Genomic DNA, 16,086 nt, shown 5'->3' on the forward strand with positions numbered 1-16,086 from the left:
GACGGACCTCAGAGGTAGGCGGCCTGCGCCGCCTCCAGGTTGCCCTGGGCGCGCAGGATCAGCTCGCAGAACTCGCGGGCCGCACCTTCGCCGCCACGGGCCTGGGTGACGCCATGGGCGTGTTGGCGCACGAAGGCGTCGGCGTTGGCGACCGCCATGCCCAGGCCGACACGGCGAATCACCGGCAGGTCGGGCAGGTCGTCGCCCAGATAGGCGACCTGGTCATGGCCGAGGCCGAGTTCGGCGAGCAGGCCGTCGAGCACTACCAGCTTGTCCTCGCGACCCTGGAACAGGTGCGGGATGCCGAGGTTCTGGGCGCGGCGCTCGACCACTGCGGATTTGCGGCCGCTGATGATGGCGGTGGTCACCCCGGACTGCATCAGCATCTTGATGCCCTGGCCGTCGAGGGTGTTGAAGGTCTTGAATTCGCCGCCGTCGGGGAGGAAGTAGAGGCGGCCGTCGGTCAGCACGCCGTCCACGTCGAACACGGCCAGGCGGACCGCCTTGGCGCGGGTCAGGAGTTCATTGCTCATCAGATCACTCCGGCGCGGGTCAGGTCGTGGATGTGCAGCGCGCCGATGGGGTGGTCGGCCTGGTCGACCACCACCAGCACGTTGATCTTGTGGTCGTCCATGATTTTCAGGGCTTCGGCGGCGAGCATGTCCGGGCGCACGGTCTTGCCGTGGACGGTCATGACCTCGTCGATGCTGGCGTGGCGGACATCGATGCCCTTGTCCAGGGTGCGGCGCAGGTCGCCGTCGGTGAAGATGCCGGCGAGGGTGCCGTCGCTCTCCATGACCACGGTCATGCCCAGGCCCTTGCGGGTCATTTCCAGCAGCGCGTCGCGCAGCGAGGTGCCGCGGGCGACCTTGGGCAGCGTATCGCCGGCGTGCATGATGTTTTCCACCTTGAGCAGCAGGCGCCGGCCCAATGCGCCGCCCGGGTGGGAGAACGCGAAGTCTTCGGCGGTGAAGCCACGGGCCTCCAGCAGGGCGATGGCCAGGGCGTCGCCGAGCACCAGGGAGGCGGTGGTGGAGGAGGTGGGGGCCAGGTTCAGCGGGCAGGCCTCGTGCTCCACCCGGGCGTCCAGGTTGGCTTCGGCGGCCTTGGCCAGCGCGGATTCCGGGTTGCCGGTCATGCTGATCAGGGTGATGCCCAGGCGCTTGATCAGCGGCAGCAGGGTGACGATCTCGGCGGTCGAGCCGGAGTTGGACAGGGCCAGCACCACATCGTCCTGGGTGATCATGCCCATGTCGCCGTGGCTGGCTTCCGCCGGATGCACGAAGAAGGCCGGGGTGCCGGTGCTGGCCAGGGTCGCGGCGACCTTCTTGCCGATGTGCCCGGACTTGCCCATGCCGACCACGACCACACGGCCCTTGCAGGCCAGGATGAGCTCGCAGGCGCGAACGAAGTCGGCGTCGATGCGCGGCAAAAGTGCGTCGATCGCCTCGCGTTCGAGTTGGATGGTGCGTTGTCCGGACTTGATGAGATCGCTGGATTGGCTCATGGAAGGCGTGCAGTTGCCGAGGGGAAAAGGCGCCGATTATAGCGGTAAAGGTGATTTAGCTCACGCGCCAATGCCGTGGCAGCTGTCGCAAAGCTGAACGGACGCTGGCGCGGCCTTGGGGCGCGCTAGGGCGCAATGCTATAGTCCGCGCCTTGTTCGGCCCGTCCTGGGCGGGGTGTCCTTGCGTTGGGATGCGTCGTCTTTCAGGGAGGCTGTATCGCAAGGAGTCCAGATGAGCGCCGAAAACGCCTATGCCGTGGAGTTGAAGGGGGTCACCTTCAAACGCGGTACGCGCAGCATTTTCCAAGATGTCGATATCCGCATCCCGCGCGGTAAGGTCACCGGCATCATGGGGCCTTCCGGCTGCGGCAAGACCACGTTGCTGCGCCTGATCGCCGCCCAGCTCAAGCCCGCCAGTGGCGAGGTCTGGGTCAACGGCCAGAACCTGCCCAAGCTCTCTCGCGCCGACCTGTTCGACATGCGCAAGCAGTTCGGCGTGCTGTTCCAGAGCGGTGCCCTGTTCACCGATCTCGATGTCTTCGAGAACGTCGCGTTCCCGCTGCGGGTACACACCAAGCTCCCCGAGGAAATGATTCGTGACATTGTGCTGATGAAGCTCCAGGCCGTTGGCCTGCGCGGCGCCATCGAGCTGATGCCCGATGAGCTCTCCGGGGGCATGAAGCGGCGCGTGGCGCTGGCCCGGGCCATCGCCCTGGACCCGCAGATACTGATGTACGACGAACCGTTCGTCGGCCAGGACCCCATCGCCATGGGCGTGCTGGTGCGGTTGATCCGCCTGCTCAACGATGCCCTCGGGATCACCAGCATCGTGGTCTCCCACGACCTGGCGGAAACCGCCAGCATCGCCGACTACCTCTATGTGGTGGGCGATTCTCAGGTACTGGGGCAGGGCACGCCGGACGAGCTGATGAATTCCGATAACCCGCGTATCCGCCAATTCATGCAAGGCATTCCGGACGGCCCGGTACCCTTCCATTTCCCGGCTCCGGATTACCGCAAAGACCTGCTGGGGGGGCGCTGATGCGCAAGACATCCGTGCTCGAGCGCATTCGGCTGCTCGGGCGTTCCGGTCTGGACGTGCTGGAAGCCCTGGGGCGCTCCACCCTGTTCCTGATCCATGCCCTGTTCGGTCGCACCGGCACCCGCAACGGCTTCCAGCTGCTGGTCAAGCAGCTCTACGCGGTGGGCGTGCTGTCGCTGCCGATCATCGTCGTCTCCGGCGTCTTCATCGGCATGGTGCTGGCCCTGCAGGGCTACAACATCCTGGTGGACTACGGTTCCGAACAGGCGGTGGGGCAGATGGTCGCGCTGACCCTGCTGCGTGAGTTGGGCCCGGTGGTGACCGGCTTGCTCTTCGCCGGCCGCGCCGGTTCCGCGCTGACCGCCGAGATCGGCAACATGAAGTCCACCGAGCAGCTGTCGAGCCTGGAAATGATCGGCGTCGACCCGCTCAAGTACATCGTCGCCCCGCGCCTCTGGGCGGGTTTCATCTCGATGCCGCTGCTGGCCATTATCTTCAGTGTGGTGGGGATCTGGGGCGGCGCGATGGTGGCGGTGGACTGGCTGGGAGTCTATGAAGGCTCTTTCTGGTCCAACATGCAGAACAGTGTGCAATTCACCGAAGACGTGCTGAACGGCGTGATCAAAAGCGTCGTGTTCGCCTTCGTGGTGACCTGGATCGCCGTGTTCCAGGGCTATGACTGCGAGCCGACCTCGGAAGGGATCAGCCGCGCAACGACTAAAACCGTGGTCTACGCCTCGCTGGCCGTGCTGGGGCTGGACTTCATCCTGACCGCTTTGATGTTTGGAGATTTCTGATGCAAATCCGCACCTTGGAAATTGGTGTCGGCCTGTTCCTCCTGGCCGGTCTGTTGGCCTTGCTGCTTCTGGCCCTGCGGGTCAGCGGCCTGTCGTACGGCGCCAATGGTGATTCCTACAAGCTCTACGCACATTTCGACAATATTGCCGGTCTGACTGTCAGAGCGAAGGTAACCATGGCCGGTGTGACCATCGGCAAGGTCACGGCCATTGACCTGGATCGCGACAGCTACACCGGTCGTGTGACGATGGAAGTCGAGCAGCGCGTGGACAACTTGCCCACGGACTCGACCGCTTCCATCCTTACCGCCGGTCTGCTGGGCGAGAAGTACATCGGCATCAGCGTTGGTGGCGACGAGGAACTGCTCAAGGATGGCGGCACCATCCGTGACACCCAGTCCGCACTGGTGCTGGAAGACCTGATCGGCAAGTTCCTGCTGAACACGGTCAACAAAGAGAGCAAATGAGGATTCGACACATGATCAAAGCCCTGCGAAACGGCCTGCTGGTGCTACTGGCGGCCATGCCCCTGCTGGCCACGGCCGCACCGAGCGCGCGCGATGTGGTGCAGCAGACCACCGACCAGCTGCTGGCCGACCTCAAGGCCAACAAGGCGCAGTATCGCAGCGACCCGAATGCCTTCTACGAAGCCCTGAACGGCATTCTCGGCCCGGTGGTGGATGCCGACGGCATTTCCCGCAGCATCATGACGGTGAAGTACTCGCGCAACGCGACTCCCGAGCAGATGACCCGCTTCCAGGAGAACTTCAAGCGCAGCCTGATCCAGTTCTACGGCAACGCCCTGCTGGAGTACGACAATCAGGACATCCGCGTGCTGCCGGTCAAGAATGCAGACCCCGAGCGCACCAGCGTGGGCATGGAGGTCCGGGACAGCAAGGGCACCGTCTACCCGGTGTCCTACACCATGGTCAACGTCAACGGCCAGTGGATGCTGCGTAACGTGATCATCAACGGCATCAACATCGGCAAGCTGTTCCGCGACCAGTTCGCCGACGCCATGCAGCGCAACGGCAACGACCTCGACAAGACTATCGACGGCTGGGCCGAAGTGGTGGCCAAGGCCAAGCAGTCCGACGAAGCCAAGCAGGCGGGCGGACAATGAGCGAAGCCCGGATCGAACAGGCCGCGTCGGGCGAGCTGCGCCTGATCGGCGTGCTCGACTACAGCACCGGGCCGCAACTGCGCGAGGCGGGCCGGCAACTGATCCAGGCCGCCAGCGGCACCGCGCTGGTGCTCGACTGCTCCGCCGTGGAGAAGACCAGCAGCGTCGGGCTCGCCCTGCTGCTGGCGTTCATGCGCGATGCCGCCGCTGCGGGCAGGACGGTGACGGTGCGTGGCATGCCCGAGGACATGCGGCAGATCGCCGAGGTCTCCGAGATGACCGGGCTGCTTCCCCTGGAAGCCTGAGCCGGTCCAACGGCCCTCCGTCAGGCCCTGCGCAAGCGGGGTTCGCAGGCGGAGGGCTTTTTTGTATCATGGCCGACCCGCGCGCGTTGGGCGCCGATTGAGGTTGAGCATGCAGGCCGTAGAAGTGAAAAGCCTCCTGGAGGCGAAACTGCCAGGTACCCAGGTGGAAGTTGAAGGTGAAGGCTGCAACTTCCAGTTGAACCTGATCAGCGACGAGCTGGCCGGCCTGAGCCCGGTGAAGCGTCAGCAACAGGTATACGCCCACCTGAACGCCTGGATCGCCGATGGCAGCATCCACGCCGTCACCATGAAATTCTTCAGCCAGGCCGCTTGGGCCGAGCGTTCCTGAGCCCAGCCTCCGAGAGAGCTATGGACAAACTGATTATTACCGGCGGTCAACGCCTCGATGGCGAAATCCGCATTTCCGGCGCCAAGAACTCCGCGCTGCCGATCCTGGCCGCCACCCTGCTGGCCGACACCCCGGTCACCGTGGCCAACCTGCCGCACCTGCACGACATCACCACCATGATCGAGCTCTTCGGTCGCATGGGCGTCCAGCCGGTAATTGACGAAAAGCTGGCCGTCGAAGTGGACGCCAGCAGCATCAAGACCCTCGTGGCTCCCTACGAGCTGGTCAAGACCATGCGTGCCTCGATCCTGGTGCTGGGCCCGATGGTCGCCCGTTTCGGCGAGGCCGAAGTGGCCCTGCCCGGCGGCTGCGCCATCGGTTCCCGTCCGGTCGACCTGCACATCCGTGGCCTCGAGGCGATGGGTGCGAAGATCGACGTCGAGGGCGGCTACATCAAGGCCCGCGCTCCGGCCGGCGGCCTGCGTGGCGCCAACTTCTTCTTCGATACCGTCAGCGTGACCGGTACCGAGAACATCATGATGGCCGCGGCCCTGGCCAACGGTCGCTCCGTGCTGCAGAACGCCGCCCGCGAGCCGGAAGTGGTGGACCTGGCCAACTGCCTGATCGCCATGGGCGCGCAGATCCAGGGTGCCGGTACCGACACCATCACCATCGACGGCGTGAAGCGCCTCGGCGGTGCCCGCTACAACGTGATGCCCGACCGGATCGAAACCGGCACCTACCTGGTGGCCGCTGCCGCCACCGGTGGCCGCGTGAAGCTGAAGGACACCGATCCGACCATCCTCGAAGCCGTGCTGCAGAAGCTGGAAGAGGCCGGTGCCTACATCGATACCGGCAACAACTGGATCGAGCTGGACATGAAGGGTAACCGTCCCAAGGCGGTCAACCTGCGCACCGCGCCGTACCCGGCGTTCCCCACCGACATGCAGGCCCAGTTCATTTCGATGAACGCGGTGGCCGAAGGCACCGGTGCGGTGATCGAGACCGTGTTCGAGAACCGCTTCATGCACGTCTACGAAATGAATCGCATGGGCGCCCAGATCCTGGTCGAAGGCAACACCGCCATCGTCACCGGCGTACCGAAGCTCAAGGGCGCGCCGGTCATGGCGACCGACCTTCGCGCTTCCGCCAGCCTGGTGATCGCCGGCCTGGTGGCCGAGGGCGATACCCTGATCGACCGCATCTACCACATCGACCGTGGTTACGAGTGCATCGAAGAAAAACTGCAGTTGCTCGGCGCCAAGATCCGTCGCGTGCCGGGTTAGGTCGTGCCCCTGGCCGGCCCTGAACGGGGCCGGCCCGTAGCGACCGTGCAACAGGCCCCTCGCGGGCCGTAGCCAAGGAAAACCAGTTTCATGCTCACCATCGCGCTGTCCAAGGGCCGTATCCTCGACGACACCCTGCCGTTGCTCGCCGAAGCCGGCATCGTGCCCCTTGAGAATCCGGACAAGAGCCGCAAGCTGATCATCCCCACCACCCAAGAGGATGTGCGCCTGCTTATCGTGCGTGCCACCGACGTGCCGACCTATGTCGAGCATGGCGCGGCCGATCTCGGCGTAGCCGGCAAGGACGTGCTGATGGAGTACGGTGGCCAGGGCCTGTACGAGCCCCTGGACTTGCGGATCGCCAGCTGCAAGCTGATGACCGCGGGTGCCGTTGGCGCCCCCGAACCCAAGGGCCGCCTGCGCGTGGCCACCAAATTCGTCAACATCGCCAAGCGCTACTATGCCGAGCAGGGTCGCCAGGTCGATGTGATCAAGCTGTACGGCTCCATGGAGCTGGCTCCCCTGGTGGGCCTGGCCGACAAGATCATCGACGTGGTCGACACCGGCAATACGCTGCGTGCCAACGGCCTGGAGCCCCAGGAGCTGATCGCGACCATCAGCTCGCGGCTGATCGTCAACAAGGCGTCGATGAAGATGCAGCACGCGCGCATCCAGGCGCTGATCGAGATGCTGCGCAACGCCGTCGAGTCCCGACACCCAAGCTGACACCTTGAGTGCGGCCCCGTGCCGCACGCGCCTATCCGTGTCATAGCCACTATTCTCGGGTGCCCGCACGGTGGGCTTGCTACTCTAGCGGCGCCCGAGCATTTGCCATTCATGAGGCCCGCTATGACCGCTCCCTTTGCTATCCGCCGACTCAACGCCGCTGATCCGGACTTCGCGCGACACCTGGATCATCTGCTGAGCTGGGAGAGCGTGTCGGACGACTCGGTCAACCAGCGGGTCCTCGACATCATCAAGGCCGTGCGCGAGCGCGGCGACGCCGCCGTGGTGGAGTTCACCCAGCGCTTTGATGGTGTGCAGGCCACCTCCATGGCCGACCTGATCCTGCCCCGCGAGCGCCTGGAACTGGCGCTGACGCGCATTTCCAGCGAACAGCGTGAAGCACTGGAAACCGCCGCCGCGCGCGTGCGCAGCTACCACGAGAAGCAGAAGCAGGACTCCTGGTCCTACACCGAGGCCGACGGCACCGTGCTGGGACAGCAGGTCACGCCGCTGGACCGCGCCGGCCTCTATGTGCCGGGTGGCAAGGCGTCCTATCCGTCGTCGGTGTTGATGAACGCCATCCCCGCCAAGGTCGCCGGCGTCGCCGAAGTGGTCATGGTGGTACCGACCCCCCGTGGCGAGATCAACGAGATCGTCCTCGCCGCCGCCTGCGTGGCCGGCGTCGACCGCGTCTTCACCATCGGCGGCGCCCAGGCCGTGGCCGCGCTGGCCTACGGCACCGAAAGCGTGCCCCAGGTGGACAAGGTGGTCGGCCCGGGCAACATCTATGTGGCCACCGCCAAGCGCCATGTGTTCGGCCAGGTCGGCATCGACATGATCGCCGGCCCGTCGGAGATACTCGTCGTCTGCGACGGCGGCACCGATCCGGACTGGATCGCCATGGACCTGTTCTCCCAGGCCGAGCACGACGAGGACGCCCAGTCGATCCTGGTCAGCCACGACGCCGCTTTCCTCGACAAGGTAGCCGCCAGCATCGACAAGCTGCTGCCGACCATGGAGCGTGCCGAGATCATCCGTACCTCGCTGCAGAACCGTGGCGCGCTGATCCTGGTGGCCGACCAGGCCCAGGCCTGCCAGGTCGCCAACCGCATCGCCCCCGAGCACCTGGAGTTGTCCGTCGCCGATCCGCAGGCCTGGCTGCCGCAGATCCGCCACGCCGGCGCCATCTTCATGGGCCGCTATACCGCCGAGGCCCTGGGTGACTACTGCGCCGGCCCGAACCACGTGCTGCCCACTTCCGGCACCGCGCGTTTCTCCTCGCCGCTGGGGGTGTACGACTTCCAGAAGCGTTCCTCGATCATCTTCTGCTCGGCGGATGGCGCGTCCGTGCTGGGCAAAACCGCTTCTGTGCTGGCCCGTGGCGAGTCGCTGACCGCCCACGCCCGCAGCGCCGAATACCGCATCAAGGGGGAGTGAGCATGAGCAAGTTCTGGAGTCCCTTCGTCAAGGATCTGGTGCCTTACGTGCCGGGCGAGCAACCCAAGCTGGCCAAGCTGGTGAAGATGAACACCAACGAGAACCCCTATGGCCCTTCGCCCAAGGCGGTGGCGGCCATGCAGGCGGAAGTGGGTGACAACCTGCGCCTGTACCCGGACCCGAACAGCGACCGCCTGAAGCAGGCGGTAGCCGAGTACTACGGCGTGCAGCCGGCCCAGGTATTCGTCGGCAACGGTTCGGACGAGGTGCTCGCCCACGCCTTCCACGGCCTGTTCCAGCACGGCCAGCCGCTGCTGTTCCCGGACGTGACCTACAGCTTCTATCCGGTTTACTGCGGCCTGTACGGTATCCCCTTCGAGGCGCTGCCGCTGGACGAGCAGTTCCAGATCCGCGTGGAAGACTACGCTCGCCCCAATGGCGGCATCATCTTCCCCAACCCCAACGCGCCCACCGGCTGCCTGTTGGCCCTGGAGGCCATCGAGCGCCTGCTGCAGGCCAATCCGGATACGGTCGTGCTGGTGGACGAGGCTTACATCGACTTCGGCGGGCAGTCCGCCATCGCCCTGGTGGACCGCTATCCGAACCTGCTGGTGGCACAGACCCTGTCCAAGTCCCGCTCCCTGGCGGGCTTGCGCGTGGGCCTGGCGGTAGGTCACCCGGACCTGATCGAGGCGCTGGAGCGGATCAAGAACAGCTTCAACTCCTACCCGCTGGACCGTATGGCGATCGCGGGTGCCGCTGCCGCCTTCGAGGACCGCGCGTACTTCGAGGAAACCTGCCGCAAGGTGATCGACAGCCGCGAGCAGGTGGTGGTCGAGTTGGGCAAGCTGGGCTTCGACGTGCTGCCGTCGGCCGCCAACTTCGTTTTCGCCCGCCATCCGCAGAAGGATGCCGCCGGCATCGCCGCCGGCCTGCGTGAGCAGGGTGTGATCGTGCGTCACTTCAAGCAGGAGCGCATTGCGCAGTTCCTGCGTATCACCATCGGCACGCCGGAGCAGAACCAGGCGCTACTGGACGCCCTGGGCACGCTCTGAACGAGTCGCTGCAACAAAAAAACCGAGACGGGTGATCGCCTCGGTTTTTTTAATGGGCGCCTGCGGATGACGCGGGATCGACTCAGTTGCTGCCGTTGCCACCATTGCTGCCGTTGTTGCTGGGTGGCGGGCGGACCCCGACCTCGGCGGTCAGCTCCAGCTCCTTGCCGTTGCGCATCACCAGAATGCTGATCTTCTCGCTGGGACGGGTACGGGCCACCTGGTTCATCGAGCGACGGCCATCGCCGGCCGGTTCGCCATCGATGCTGAGGATGATGTCGCCGGGCTGCAGCGAGGCGCGCTGGGCCGGGCTGTCGCGGTAGATACCGGCGACCACGATGCCGGGCCGGCCCTCGAGGCCGAAGGATTCCGCCAGTTCCTGGGTCAGCGGTTGTACCTCGATGCCGAGCCAGCCGCGGATTACCGAGCCGTGCTCGATGATCGCCTTCATCACTTCCAGGGCCAGCTTGGTTGGGATGGCGAAGCCGATCCCCTGGGAGCCGCCGGACTTGGAGAGGATCGCGGTGTTGATGCCGATCAGGTTGCCGCTGGCGTCCACCAGGGCGCCGCCGGAGTTGCCGGGGTTGATCGCCGCATCGGTCTGGATGAAGTCCTCGTAGGTGTTCAGGCCCAGCTGGTTGCGGCCGGTGGCGCTGATGATGCCCATGGTCACGGTCTGGCCGACGCCGAAGGGGTTGCCGATGGCCAGGGCCACGTCGCCGATGCGGATGTTGTCGGAGCGGCCGAGGGTGATCGAGGGCAGGTCCTTGAGGTCGATCTTCAGCACCGCGAGGTCGGTTTCCGGATCGCTGCCCACCAGGTGCGCCAGGGTTTCCCGGCCGTCTTTCAGCGCCACCACTATCTGGTCGGCGCCGGCGGTCACGTGGTTGTTGGTCAGCAGGTAGCCTTCCGGGCTCATGATCACCGCCGAGCCCAGGCTGGACTCCATGCGTCGCTGACGGGGCAGGTTATCGCCGAAGAAGCGGCGGAACTGCGGGTCCTCGAACAGCGGGTGGGCCGGCTTGCTGACCATCTTGGTGGTGTAGAGGTTGGCTACCGCCGGGGATGCGCTGGTCACGGCGTCGGCATAGGAGTCCGGGCCCTGGCGGCTGAAGTTGAACTTCGGCGCTTCCTGCAGATGCACTTCCTGTTGGGGCAGGCCGACCCATTGCGGGTAATGCTGGATGATCAGCAGTGCCGCGAGCACGCCGACAACCAGCGGCCAGCCGAAATATCGCAGGGCCTTGAGCATCGAGGGAGAATCCTGAGGGTTGCGAGGGGCAAGGGTGCCCCTTAAGGTGGCGCCATTATACGAGGGCGCCCGTTAAAAACGAGCCGTCCGCAACAGCTTGTGAGGAATACCATGGCCATTGCCCTGAACACTCTGGTGGAAGAAGCCGACCGCTTTCTCAATGCCGCGCGCATCCAGGATTACTGCCCCAACGGCCTGCAGGTGGAAGGGCGTCCCCATGTCAGCCGGATCGTCACCGGCGTCACCGCCAGCCAGGCGCTGCTGGACGCCGCCGTGGAGGCCGAGGCGGACGTGATCCTGGTGCACCACGGCTATTTCTGGAAAGGCGAGAATCCCTGCGTGGTGGGCATGAAGCAGCGTCGCCTGAAGACCCTGCTGGTCAACGACATCAGCCTGCTGGCCTATCACCTGCCCCTGGACGTGCACCCCGAAGTGGGCAACAACGTGCAGCTGGCGCGCCAGCTGGATATCACCGTCGAAGGCCCGTTGGACCCGGACAACCCGCGCGTCGTCGGCCTGGTGGGCTCCCTGACCGAACCCATGACCGCCGGCGACTTCGCCCGCCGCGTGCGCGACGTGCTGGGGCGCGAGCCGCTGCTGGTGGAAGGCGAGCGGATGATCAGCCGGGTGGGTTGGTGCACCGGCGGTGGGCAGGGCTATATCGATCAGGCGATCGCGGCGGGTGTCGATGCCTATCTCACTGGCGAAGTCTCGGAGCAGACCATACATAGCGCGCGGGAGAATGGCGTCAGCTTCATCGCCGCCGGCCACCATGCCACCGAGCGCTACGGTGTGCAGGCGCTGGGCGACTACCTGGCCAGGCGCTTCGCCATCGAGCACCTGTTCATCGATTGCGCCAATCCCGCCTGAACGCGCATGGAATGTAAAAACGGCCGGCTCAGTGAGCCGGCCGTTCTTCATCGTGAGCCTTGACGTTGGCTGTCCACCGCCTTGCCCAGTTCCCACACCGCCATGGCGTAGTGCGTGCTGTGGTTGTAGCGGGTGATCACGTAGAAGTTCGGCAGGCCATACCAGTACTGGTAGGTCTTGCCCATGTCCAGGCGCAGCAGGCTGGCGCTCTGGTGATTGCCCAGCGAGCCCTGCGGCCGGAGCCCGGCCGCCGCCAGCACACTGATCGGGTACTGGGTCTTGAAGCCGTCTTCCAGCGTGCGCGCCTGGCCGGTGGCGCGCACGGCCACGGCGTCGCCGGTGATCCAGCCATGCTGCTGGAAGTAGTTGGCCACGCTGCCGATGGCGTCGCGGGGGTTCCACAGGTCTCGATGTCCGTCGCCATCGAAGTCCACGGCAAATCGGGTGAAGGACGACGGCATGAACTGCCCGTAGCCCATCGCGCCGGCATAGGAGCCGCGTCGTGACAGTGGGTCGTCACCTTCCTCGCGCGCTTGCAGCAGGAAATGCTCCAGCTCACCCGTGAAGAACTCGGAGCGGCGAGGGTAGGAGAAGGCGAGGGTGGCCAGCGCGTCGATGATCCGTGTGTTGCCCATCACGCGTCCCCAGCGGGTTTCCACACCGATGATGCCGACAATGATCTCCGGCGGTACGCCGTACGTTTGGTAGGCGCGCTGCAGGTCGGCTTCGTACTGGTCCCAGAACAGCACGCCGTTGCGCACGTTGCCCGGCGTGATGAATTTCTTCCGGTAGCGTAGCCAGGCGCCATTGGGGCCGCTGGGCCTTGTGTAGGTCGGCGCCTGGCGGTCCATCAGGCGGATCACCCAATCCAGTTCGCGGGTCTGGGCCAGCAGGTCCTGCAGGTGCGCGCGATTGAAGTCGTGCTGGCTGACCATGCGATCGATGAAACGCTGGGCGCTGGGGTTGCCCGCAAAGTCTCCGCGCAGCGGCGTGATCGGTTGCACCGAGCCGAATGTCGGATGGGCGCTGGGGGTGATGAGCGTCGGTTGCGTCGGCTTCTGCACCGGCTGCGGGGCGGGAGTCGGTTTGCTGCTGCAGGCGGAGATCAGGATGAGCAATGGCAAGGCGAAAACGGCGCGGCGCATGGGAAGTCTTTCGGGGCAGGAAAATGTGCCGGCTATGCTAGCGCAGCGCTGCGCAGGTACAAGTCCGAGGAAGTAGCGGTCCGGCGATCTTCTCCACCCTCCGAGGCTCCGTAGCGGCTCGGGTGGAAGGGGCCTGGCAGCCCGCTGCCACTGAATTCGCGCGGCTATATGACTATATTTTTTTGGTATAACGGCTCCCCCAGTTAGAGCCTGGCGCTGTGTTAGAGTGCCCGCTCGTCCACGGCCCGCCGGCCGTCGTATCAGAAAGACCTTCGTGAGTAGCCATGCTCGATAAACTGACGCACCTGAAACAGCTGGAGGCGGAGAGCATCCACATCATTCGTGAAGTGGCCGCCGAATTCGACAACCCGGTGATGCTCTATTCCATCGGTAAAGACTCCGCCGTGATGCTGCATCTGGCGCGCAAGGCGTTCTTCCCCGGCAAGCTGCCCTTCCCGGTGATGCACGTCGACACCCGCTGGAAGTTCCAGGAGATGTACAGCTTCCGCGACAAGATGGTCGCCGATATGGGCCTGGACCTGATCACCCATATCAATCCGGAAGGCGTCGCCCAGGACATCAACCCCTTCACCCATGGCAGCGCGAAGCACACTGACGTGATGAAGACCGAGGGCCTCAAGCAGGCGCTCGACAAGTACGGTTTCGACGCGGCCTTCGGCGGCGCCCGCCGCGACGAGGAGAAGTCCCGCGCCAAGGAGCGCGTCTACTCCTTCCGGGACAGCAAGCACCGCTGGGACCCGAAGAACCAGCGTCCCGAGCTGTGGAACGTCTACAACGGCAAGGTGAAGAAGGGCGAGTCGATTCGCGTATTCCCGCTGTCCAACTGGACCGAGCTGGACATCTGGCAATACATCTACCTCGAGCAGATCCCGATCGTGCCGCTGTACTTCGCCGCCGAGCGCGAGGTCATCGAGATGAACGGCGCGTTGATCATGATCGACGACGAGCGCATCCTCGAGCACCTGTCCGACGAGCAGAAAGCCTCCATCCAGAAGAAGATGGTGCGCTTCCGTACCCTCGGCTGCTACCCGCTCACCGGCGCGGTGGAGTCCACCGCCGGCACGCTGCCGGAAATCATCCAGGAAATGCTCCTGACCCGCACTTCCGAACGCCAGGGCCGTGTCATCGACCATGACCAGGCAGGTTCGATGGAAGAGAAGAAACGTCAGGGCTATTTCTAAGGATTCCGCACCATGAGCCATCAATCCGATCTGATCAGCCAGGACATCCTCGCCTACCTGGCCCAGCACGAGCGCAAGGAACTCCTGCGCTTCCTCACCTGCGGCAACGTCGACGACGGCAAGAGCACCCTGATCGGGCGCCTGCTGCACGACTCCAAGATGATCTACGAAGATCACCTGGAAGCCATCACCCGCGACTCGAAGAAAGTCGGCACCACCGGTGACGACGTCGACCTGGCGCTGCTGGTGGACGGCCTGCAGGCCGAGCGCGAGCAAGGCATCACCATCGACGTGGCGTACCGCTACTTCAGCACCGCCAAGCGCAAGTTCATCATCGCCGACACCCCAGGCCATGAGCAGTACACCCGCAACATGGCCACCGGCGCCTCCACCTGCGACCTGGCGATCATCCTGGTCGATGCGCGCTACGGTGTGCAGACCCAGACTCGCCGGCACAGCTACATCGCGTCCCTGCTGGGCATCAAGCACATCGTCGTCGCCATCAACAAGATGGACCTGAAGGACTTCGACCAGGGCGTGTTCGAGATCATAAAGGCCGACTACCTGCAGTTTGCCGAGCGCATCAAGCTGAACCCCACCTCGATCCACTTCGTGCCGATGTCGGCGCTGAAGGGCGACAACGTGGTGAACAAGAGCGAGCGTTCGCCCTGGTACACCGGCCAGTCGCTGATGGAGATCCTCGAGACCGTGGAAATCTCCGGCGACCGCAATGTTTCCGACATGCGCTTCCCGGTGCAGTACGTGAACCGTCCAAACCTGAACTTCCGTGGTTTCGCCGGCACCCTGGCCAGCGGCATCGTGCGCAAGGGTGACGACGTGGTGGCCCTGCCGTCCGGCAAGGGCAGCCGGGTCAAGTCCATCGTCACCTACGAGGGCGAGCTGGAGCAGGCCGGCCCGGGGCAGGCGATCACCCTGACCCTGGAAGACGAGATCGACGTGTCCCGCGGCGACATGTTGGTGCATGCCGACAACCGTCCGCTGATCACCGACAGCTTCGACGCGATGCTGGTATGGATGTCCGAGGAGCCCATGCTCCCGGGCAAGAAGTACGACATCAAGCGCGCCACCAGCTATGTGCCGGGCTCGATTCCGAGCATCGCCCATAAGGTGGATGTGAACACCCTGGAAGAAACCGCTGGCAGCAGCCTGCAGCTGAACGAGATCGCCAAGGTCAAGGTCAGCCTGGACGCCAGCATCGCCCTCGATGGCTACGAGCAGAACCGCACCACCGGCGCCTTCATCGTCATCGACCGCCTCACCAATGGCACCGTCGGCGCCGGCATGATCATCGCCGACCCGCAGGCCAGCCGTAACGTCGATGGGCACCATGGCAAGCAGGCCCACGTGGCTCGCGAAGAGCGTGCCGCTCGCTTCGGCCAGCAGCCCGCCACCGTGCTGTTCAGCGGCCTGTCCGGCGCTGGCAAGAGCACCCTGGCCTACGCCGTCGAGCGCAAGCTGTTCGACATGGGCCGCGCGGTTTACGTACTCGACGGACAGAACCTGCGCCATGACCTGAACAAGGGTTTGCCGCAGGATCGCGCCGGCCGTACCGAGAACTGGCGTCGTGCCGCTCACGTCGCGCGTCAGTTCAACGAGGCCGGCCTGCTGACCCTGGCCGCCTTCGTCGCCCCGGATGCCGAAGGTCGCGAACAGGCCAAGGCGCTGATCGGTGCCGACCGTCTGATCACCGTGTACGTCCAGGCTTCGCCCATGGCGTGCCGCGAGCGTGACCCGCAGGGCCTCTACGCCGCCGGCCAGGACAATATCCCGGGCGAGTCCTTCCCCTACGATGTGCCGCTGGATGCCGATCTGGTGATCGATACCCAGTCCAGCAATGTGGAAGAGGGCGTGAAACTGGTTCTCGACCTGCTCCGCGAGCGCGGCGCGATCTGAGTTACCGGCCAATAAAAAGCCCCGCAATCGCGGGGCTTTTTATTGGGCTTCTATCCGACTGGCCACTTGCGTGGCC

At 64.9% G+C, this 16,086-nt stretch carries 17 protein-coding genes; 13 read left to right on the forward strand and 4 right to left on the reverse strand.

Annotated features, from left to right (window positions below; translation table 11 throughout):
* Window positions 1–8: 8 nt before the first annotated feature.
* The gene (locus tag PCA10_RS05125; protein ID WP_016490967.1) at window positions 9–533 is read right to left on the reverse strand and encodes a KdsC family phosphatase; all 525 of its coding nucleotides are present in this window, start codon (window positions 531–533) and stop codon (window positions 9–11) included.
* The gene (locus PCA10_RS05130; RefSeq protein ID WP_016490968.1) at window positions 533–1,507 is read right to left on the reverse strand and encodes a KpsF/GutQ family sugar-phosphate isomerase; all 975 of its coding nucleotides are present in this window, start codon (window positions 1,505–1,507) and stop codon (window positions 533–535) included. The genes PCA10_RS05125 and PCA10_RS05130 overlap by 1 nt, the downstream gene beginning before the upstream one ends.
* 232 nt (window positions 1,508–1,739) lie before the next feature.
* On the opposite strand from PCA10_RS05130, the gene PCA10_RS05135 reads away from it, so the two are divergent.
* From PCA10_RS05135 to hisC, 10 genes are all read left to right on the forward strand, one after another.
* Window positions 1,740–2,549 (forward strand): ATP-binding cassette domain-containing protein, encoded by an 810-nt coding sequence (locus PCA10_RS05135; protein WP_016490969.1) that lies wholly within the window; start codon window positions 1,740–1,742, stop codon window positions 2,547–2,549.
* Complete coding sequence (mlaE, locus tag PCA10_RS05140; protein ID WP_016490970.1) at window positions 2,549–3,346, forward strand: lipid asymmetry maintenance ABC transporter permease subunit MlaE; 798 nt, start codon at window positions 2,549–2,551, stop codon at window positions 3,344–3,346. The genes PCA10_RS05135 and mlaE overlap by 1 nt, the downstream gene beginning before the upstream one ends.
* The gene (gene mlaD, locus PCA10_RS05145; RefSeq protein WP_016490971.1) at window positions 3,346–3,813 is read left to right on the forward strand and encodes an outer membrane lipid asymmetry maintenance protein MlaD; all 468 of its coding nucleotides are present in this window, start codon (window positions 3,346–3,348) and stop codon (window positions 3,811–3,813) included. Before mlaE ends, mlaD begins: the two co-directional genes overlap by 1 nt.
* A gap of 11 nt (window positions 3,814–3,824) precedes the next feature.
* Window positions 3,825–4,469: an MlaC/ttg2D family ABC transporter substrate-binding protein gene (locus PCA10_RS05150; protein WP_016490972.1), complete on the forward strand. Its 645-nt coding sequence runs from the start codon at window positions 3,825–3,827 to the stop codon at window positions 4,467–4,469.
* Window positions 4,466–4,774, forward strand: coding sequence for an STAS domain-containing protein (locus PCA10_RS05155; RefSeq protein ID WP_016490973.1), 309 nt, complete (start codon window positions 4,466–4,468; stop codon window positions 4,772–4,774). Before PCA10_RS05150 ends, PCA10_RS05155 begins: the two co-directional genes overlap by 4 nt.
* 109 nt (window positions 4,775–4,883) lie before the next feature.
* Complete coding sequence (locus PCA10_RS05160) at window positions 4,884–5,123, forward strand: BolA family protein (protein WP_016490974.1); 240 nt, start codon at window positions 4,884–4,886, stop codon at window positions 5,121–5,123.
* A 20-nt stretch (window positions 5,124–5,143) separates the two neighbouring features.
* Window positions 5,144–6,409, forward strand: a complete 1,266-nt coding sequence (gene murA / locus PCA10_RS05165) for a UDP-N-acetylglucosamine 1-carboxyvinyltransferase (protein WP_016490975.1) — start codon at window positions 5,144–5,146, stop codon at window positions 6,407–6,409.
* Between the two features lie 90 nt (window positions 6,410–6,499).
* The gene (hisG, locus tag PCA10_RS05170; RefSeq protein WP_016490976.1) at window positions 6,500–7,135 is read left to right on the forward strand and encodes an ATP phosphoribosyltransferase; all 636 of its coding nucleotides are present in this window, start codon (window positions 6,500–6,502) and stop codon (window positions 7,133–7,135) included.
* Between the two features lie 123 nt (window positions 7,136–7,258).
* On the forward strand, window positions 7,259–8,572 hold the full coding sequence (hisD, locus tag PCA10_RS05175; protein WP_016490977.1) for a histidinol dehydrogenase: 1,314 nt from the start codon (window positions 7,259–7,261) through the stop codon (window positions 8,570–8,572).
* Window positions 8,573–8,574: 2 nt separating this feature from the next.
* Window positions 8,575–9,627, forward strand: a complete 1,053-nt coding sequence (hisC, locus tag PCA10_RS05180; RefSeq protein ID WP_016490978.1) for a histidinol-phosphate transaminase — start codon at window positions 8,575–8,577, stop codon at window positions 9,625–9,627.
* A gap of 82 nt (window positions 9,628–9,709) precedes the next feature.
* Here the strand turns inward: hisC and algW are convergent, their stop codons facing one another.
* Window positions 9,710–10,879 carry a Do family serine endopeptidase AlgW gene (gene algW / locus PCA10_RS05185; protein WP_016490979.1) on the reverse strand — a complete coding sequence of 390 codons (1,170 nt, stop codon included), beginning with the start codon at window positions 10,877–10,879 and terminating at the stop codon, window positions 9,710–9,712.
* A gap of 111 nt (window positions 10,880–10,990) precedes the next feature.
* On the opposite strand from algW, the gene PCA10_RS05190 reads away from it, so the two are divergent.
* The gene (locus PCA10_RS05190) at window positions 10,991–11,749 is read left to right on the forward strand and encodes a Nif3-like dinuclear metal center hexameric protein (protein ID WP_016490980.1); all 759 of its coding nucleotides are present in this window, start codon (window positions 10,991–10,993) and stop codon (window positions 11,747–11,749) included.
* A gap of 47 nt (window positions 11,750–11,796) precedes the next feature.
* Here the strand turns inward: PCA10_RS05190 and mltB are convergent, their stop codons facing one another.
* Window positions 11,797–12,894: a lytic murein transglycosylase B gene (mltB, locus tag PCA10_RS05195; RefSeq protein WP_016490981.1), complete on the reverse strand. Its 1,098-nt coding sequence runs from the start codon at window positions 12,892–12,894 to the stop codon at window positions 11,797–11,799.
* Between the two features lie 284 nt (window positions 12,895–13,178).
* On the opposite strand from mltB, the gene cysD reads away from it, so the two are divergent.
* Window positions 13,179–14,096, forward strand: a complete 918-nt coding sequence (gene cysD / locus PCA10_RS05200; RefSeq protein WP_016490982.1) for a sulfate adenylyltransferase subunit CysD — start codon at window positions 13,179–13,181, stop codon at window positions 14,094–14,096.
* A 12-nt stretch (window positions 14,097–14,108) separates the two neighbouring features.
* The gene (cysN, locus tag PCA10_RS05205) at window positions 14,109–16,010 is read left to right on the forward strand and encodes a sulfate adenylyltransferase subunit CysN (RefSeq protein WP_016490983.1); all 1,902 of its coding nucleotides are present in this window, start codon (window positions 14,109–14,111) and stop codon (window positions 16,008–16,010) included.
* The last annotated feature ends 76 nt before the right edge of the window (window positions 16,011–16,086 follow it).

It is taken from the genome of Pseudomonas resinovorans NBRC 106553, from assembly GCF_000412695.1.
Taxonomy (GTDB): Bacteria; Pseudomonadota; Gammaproteobacteria; order Pseudomonadales; family Pseudomonadaceae; genus Metapseudomonas; species Metapseudomonas resinovorans_A.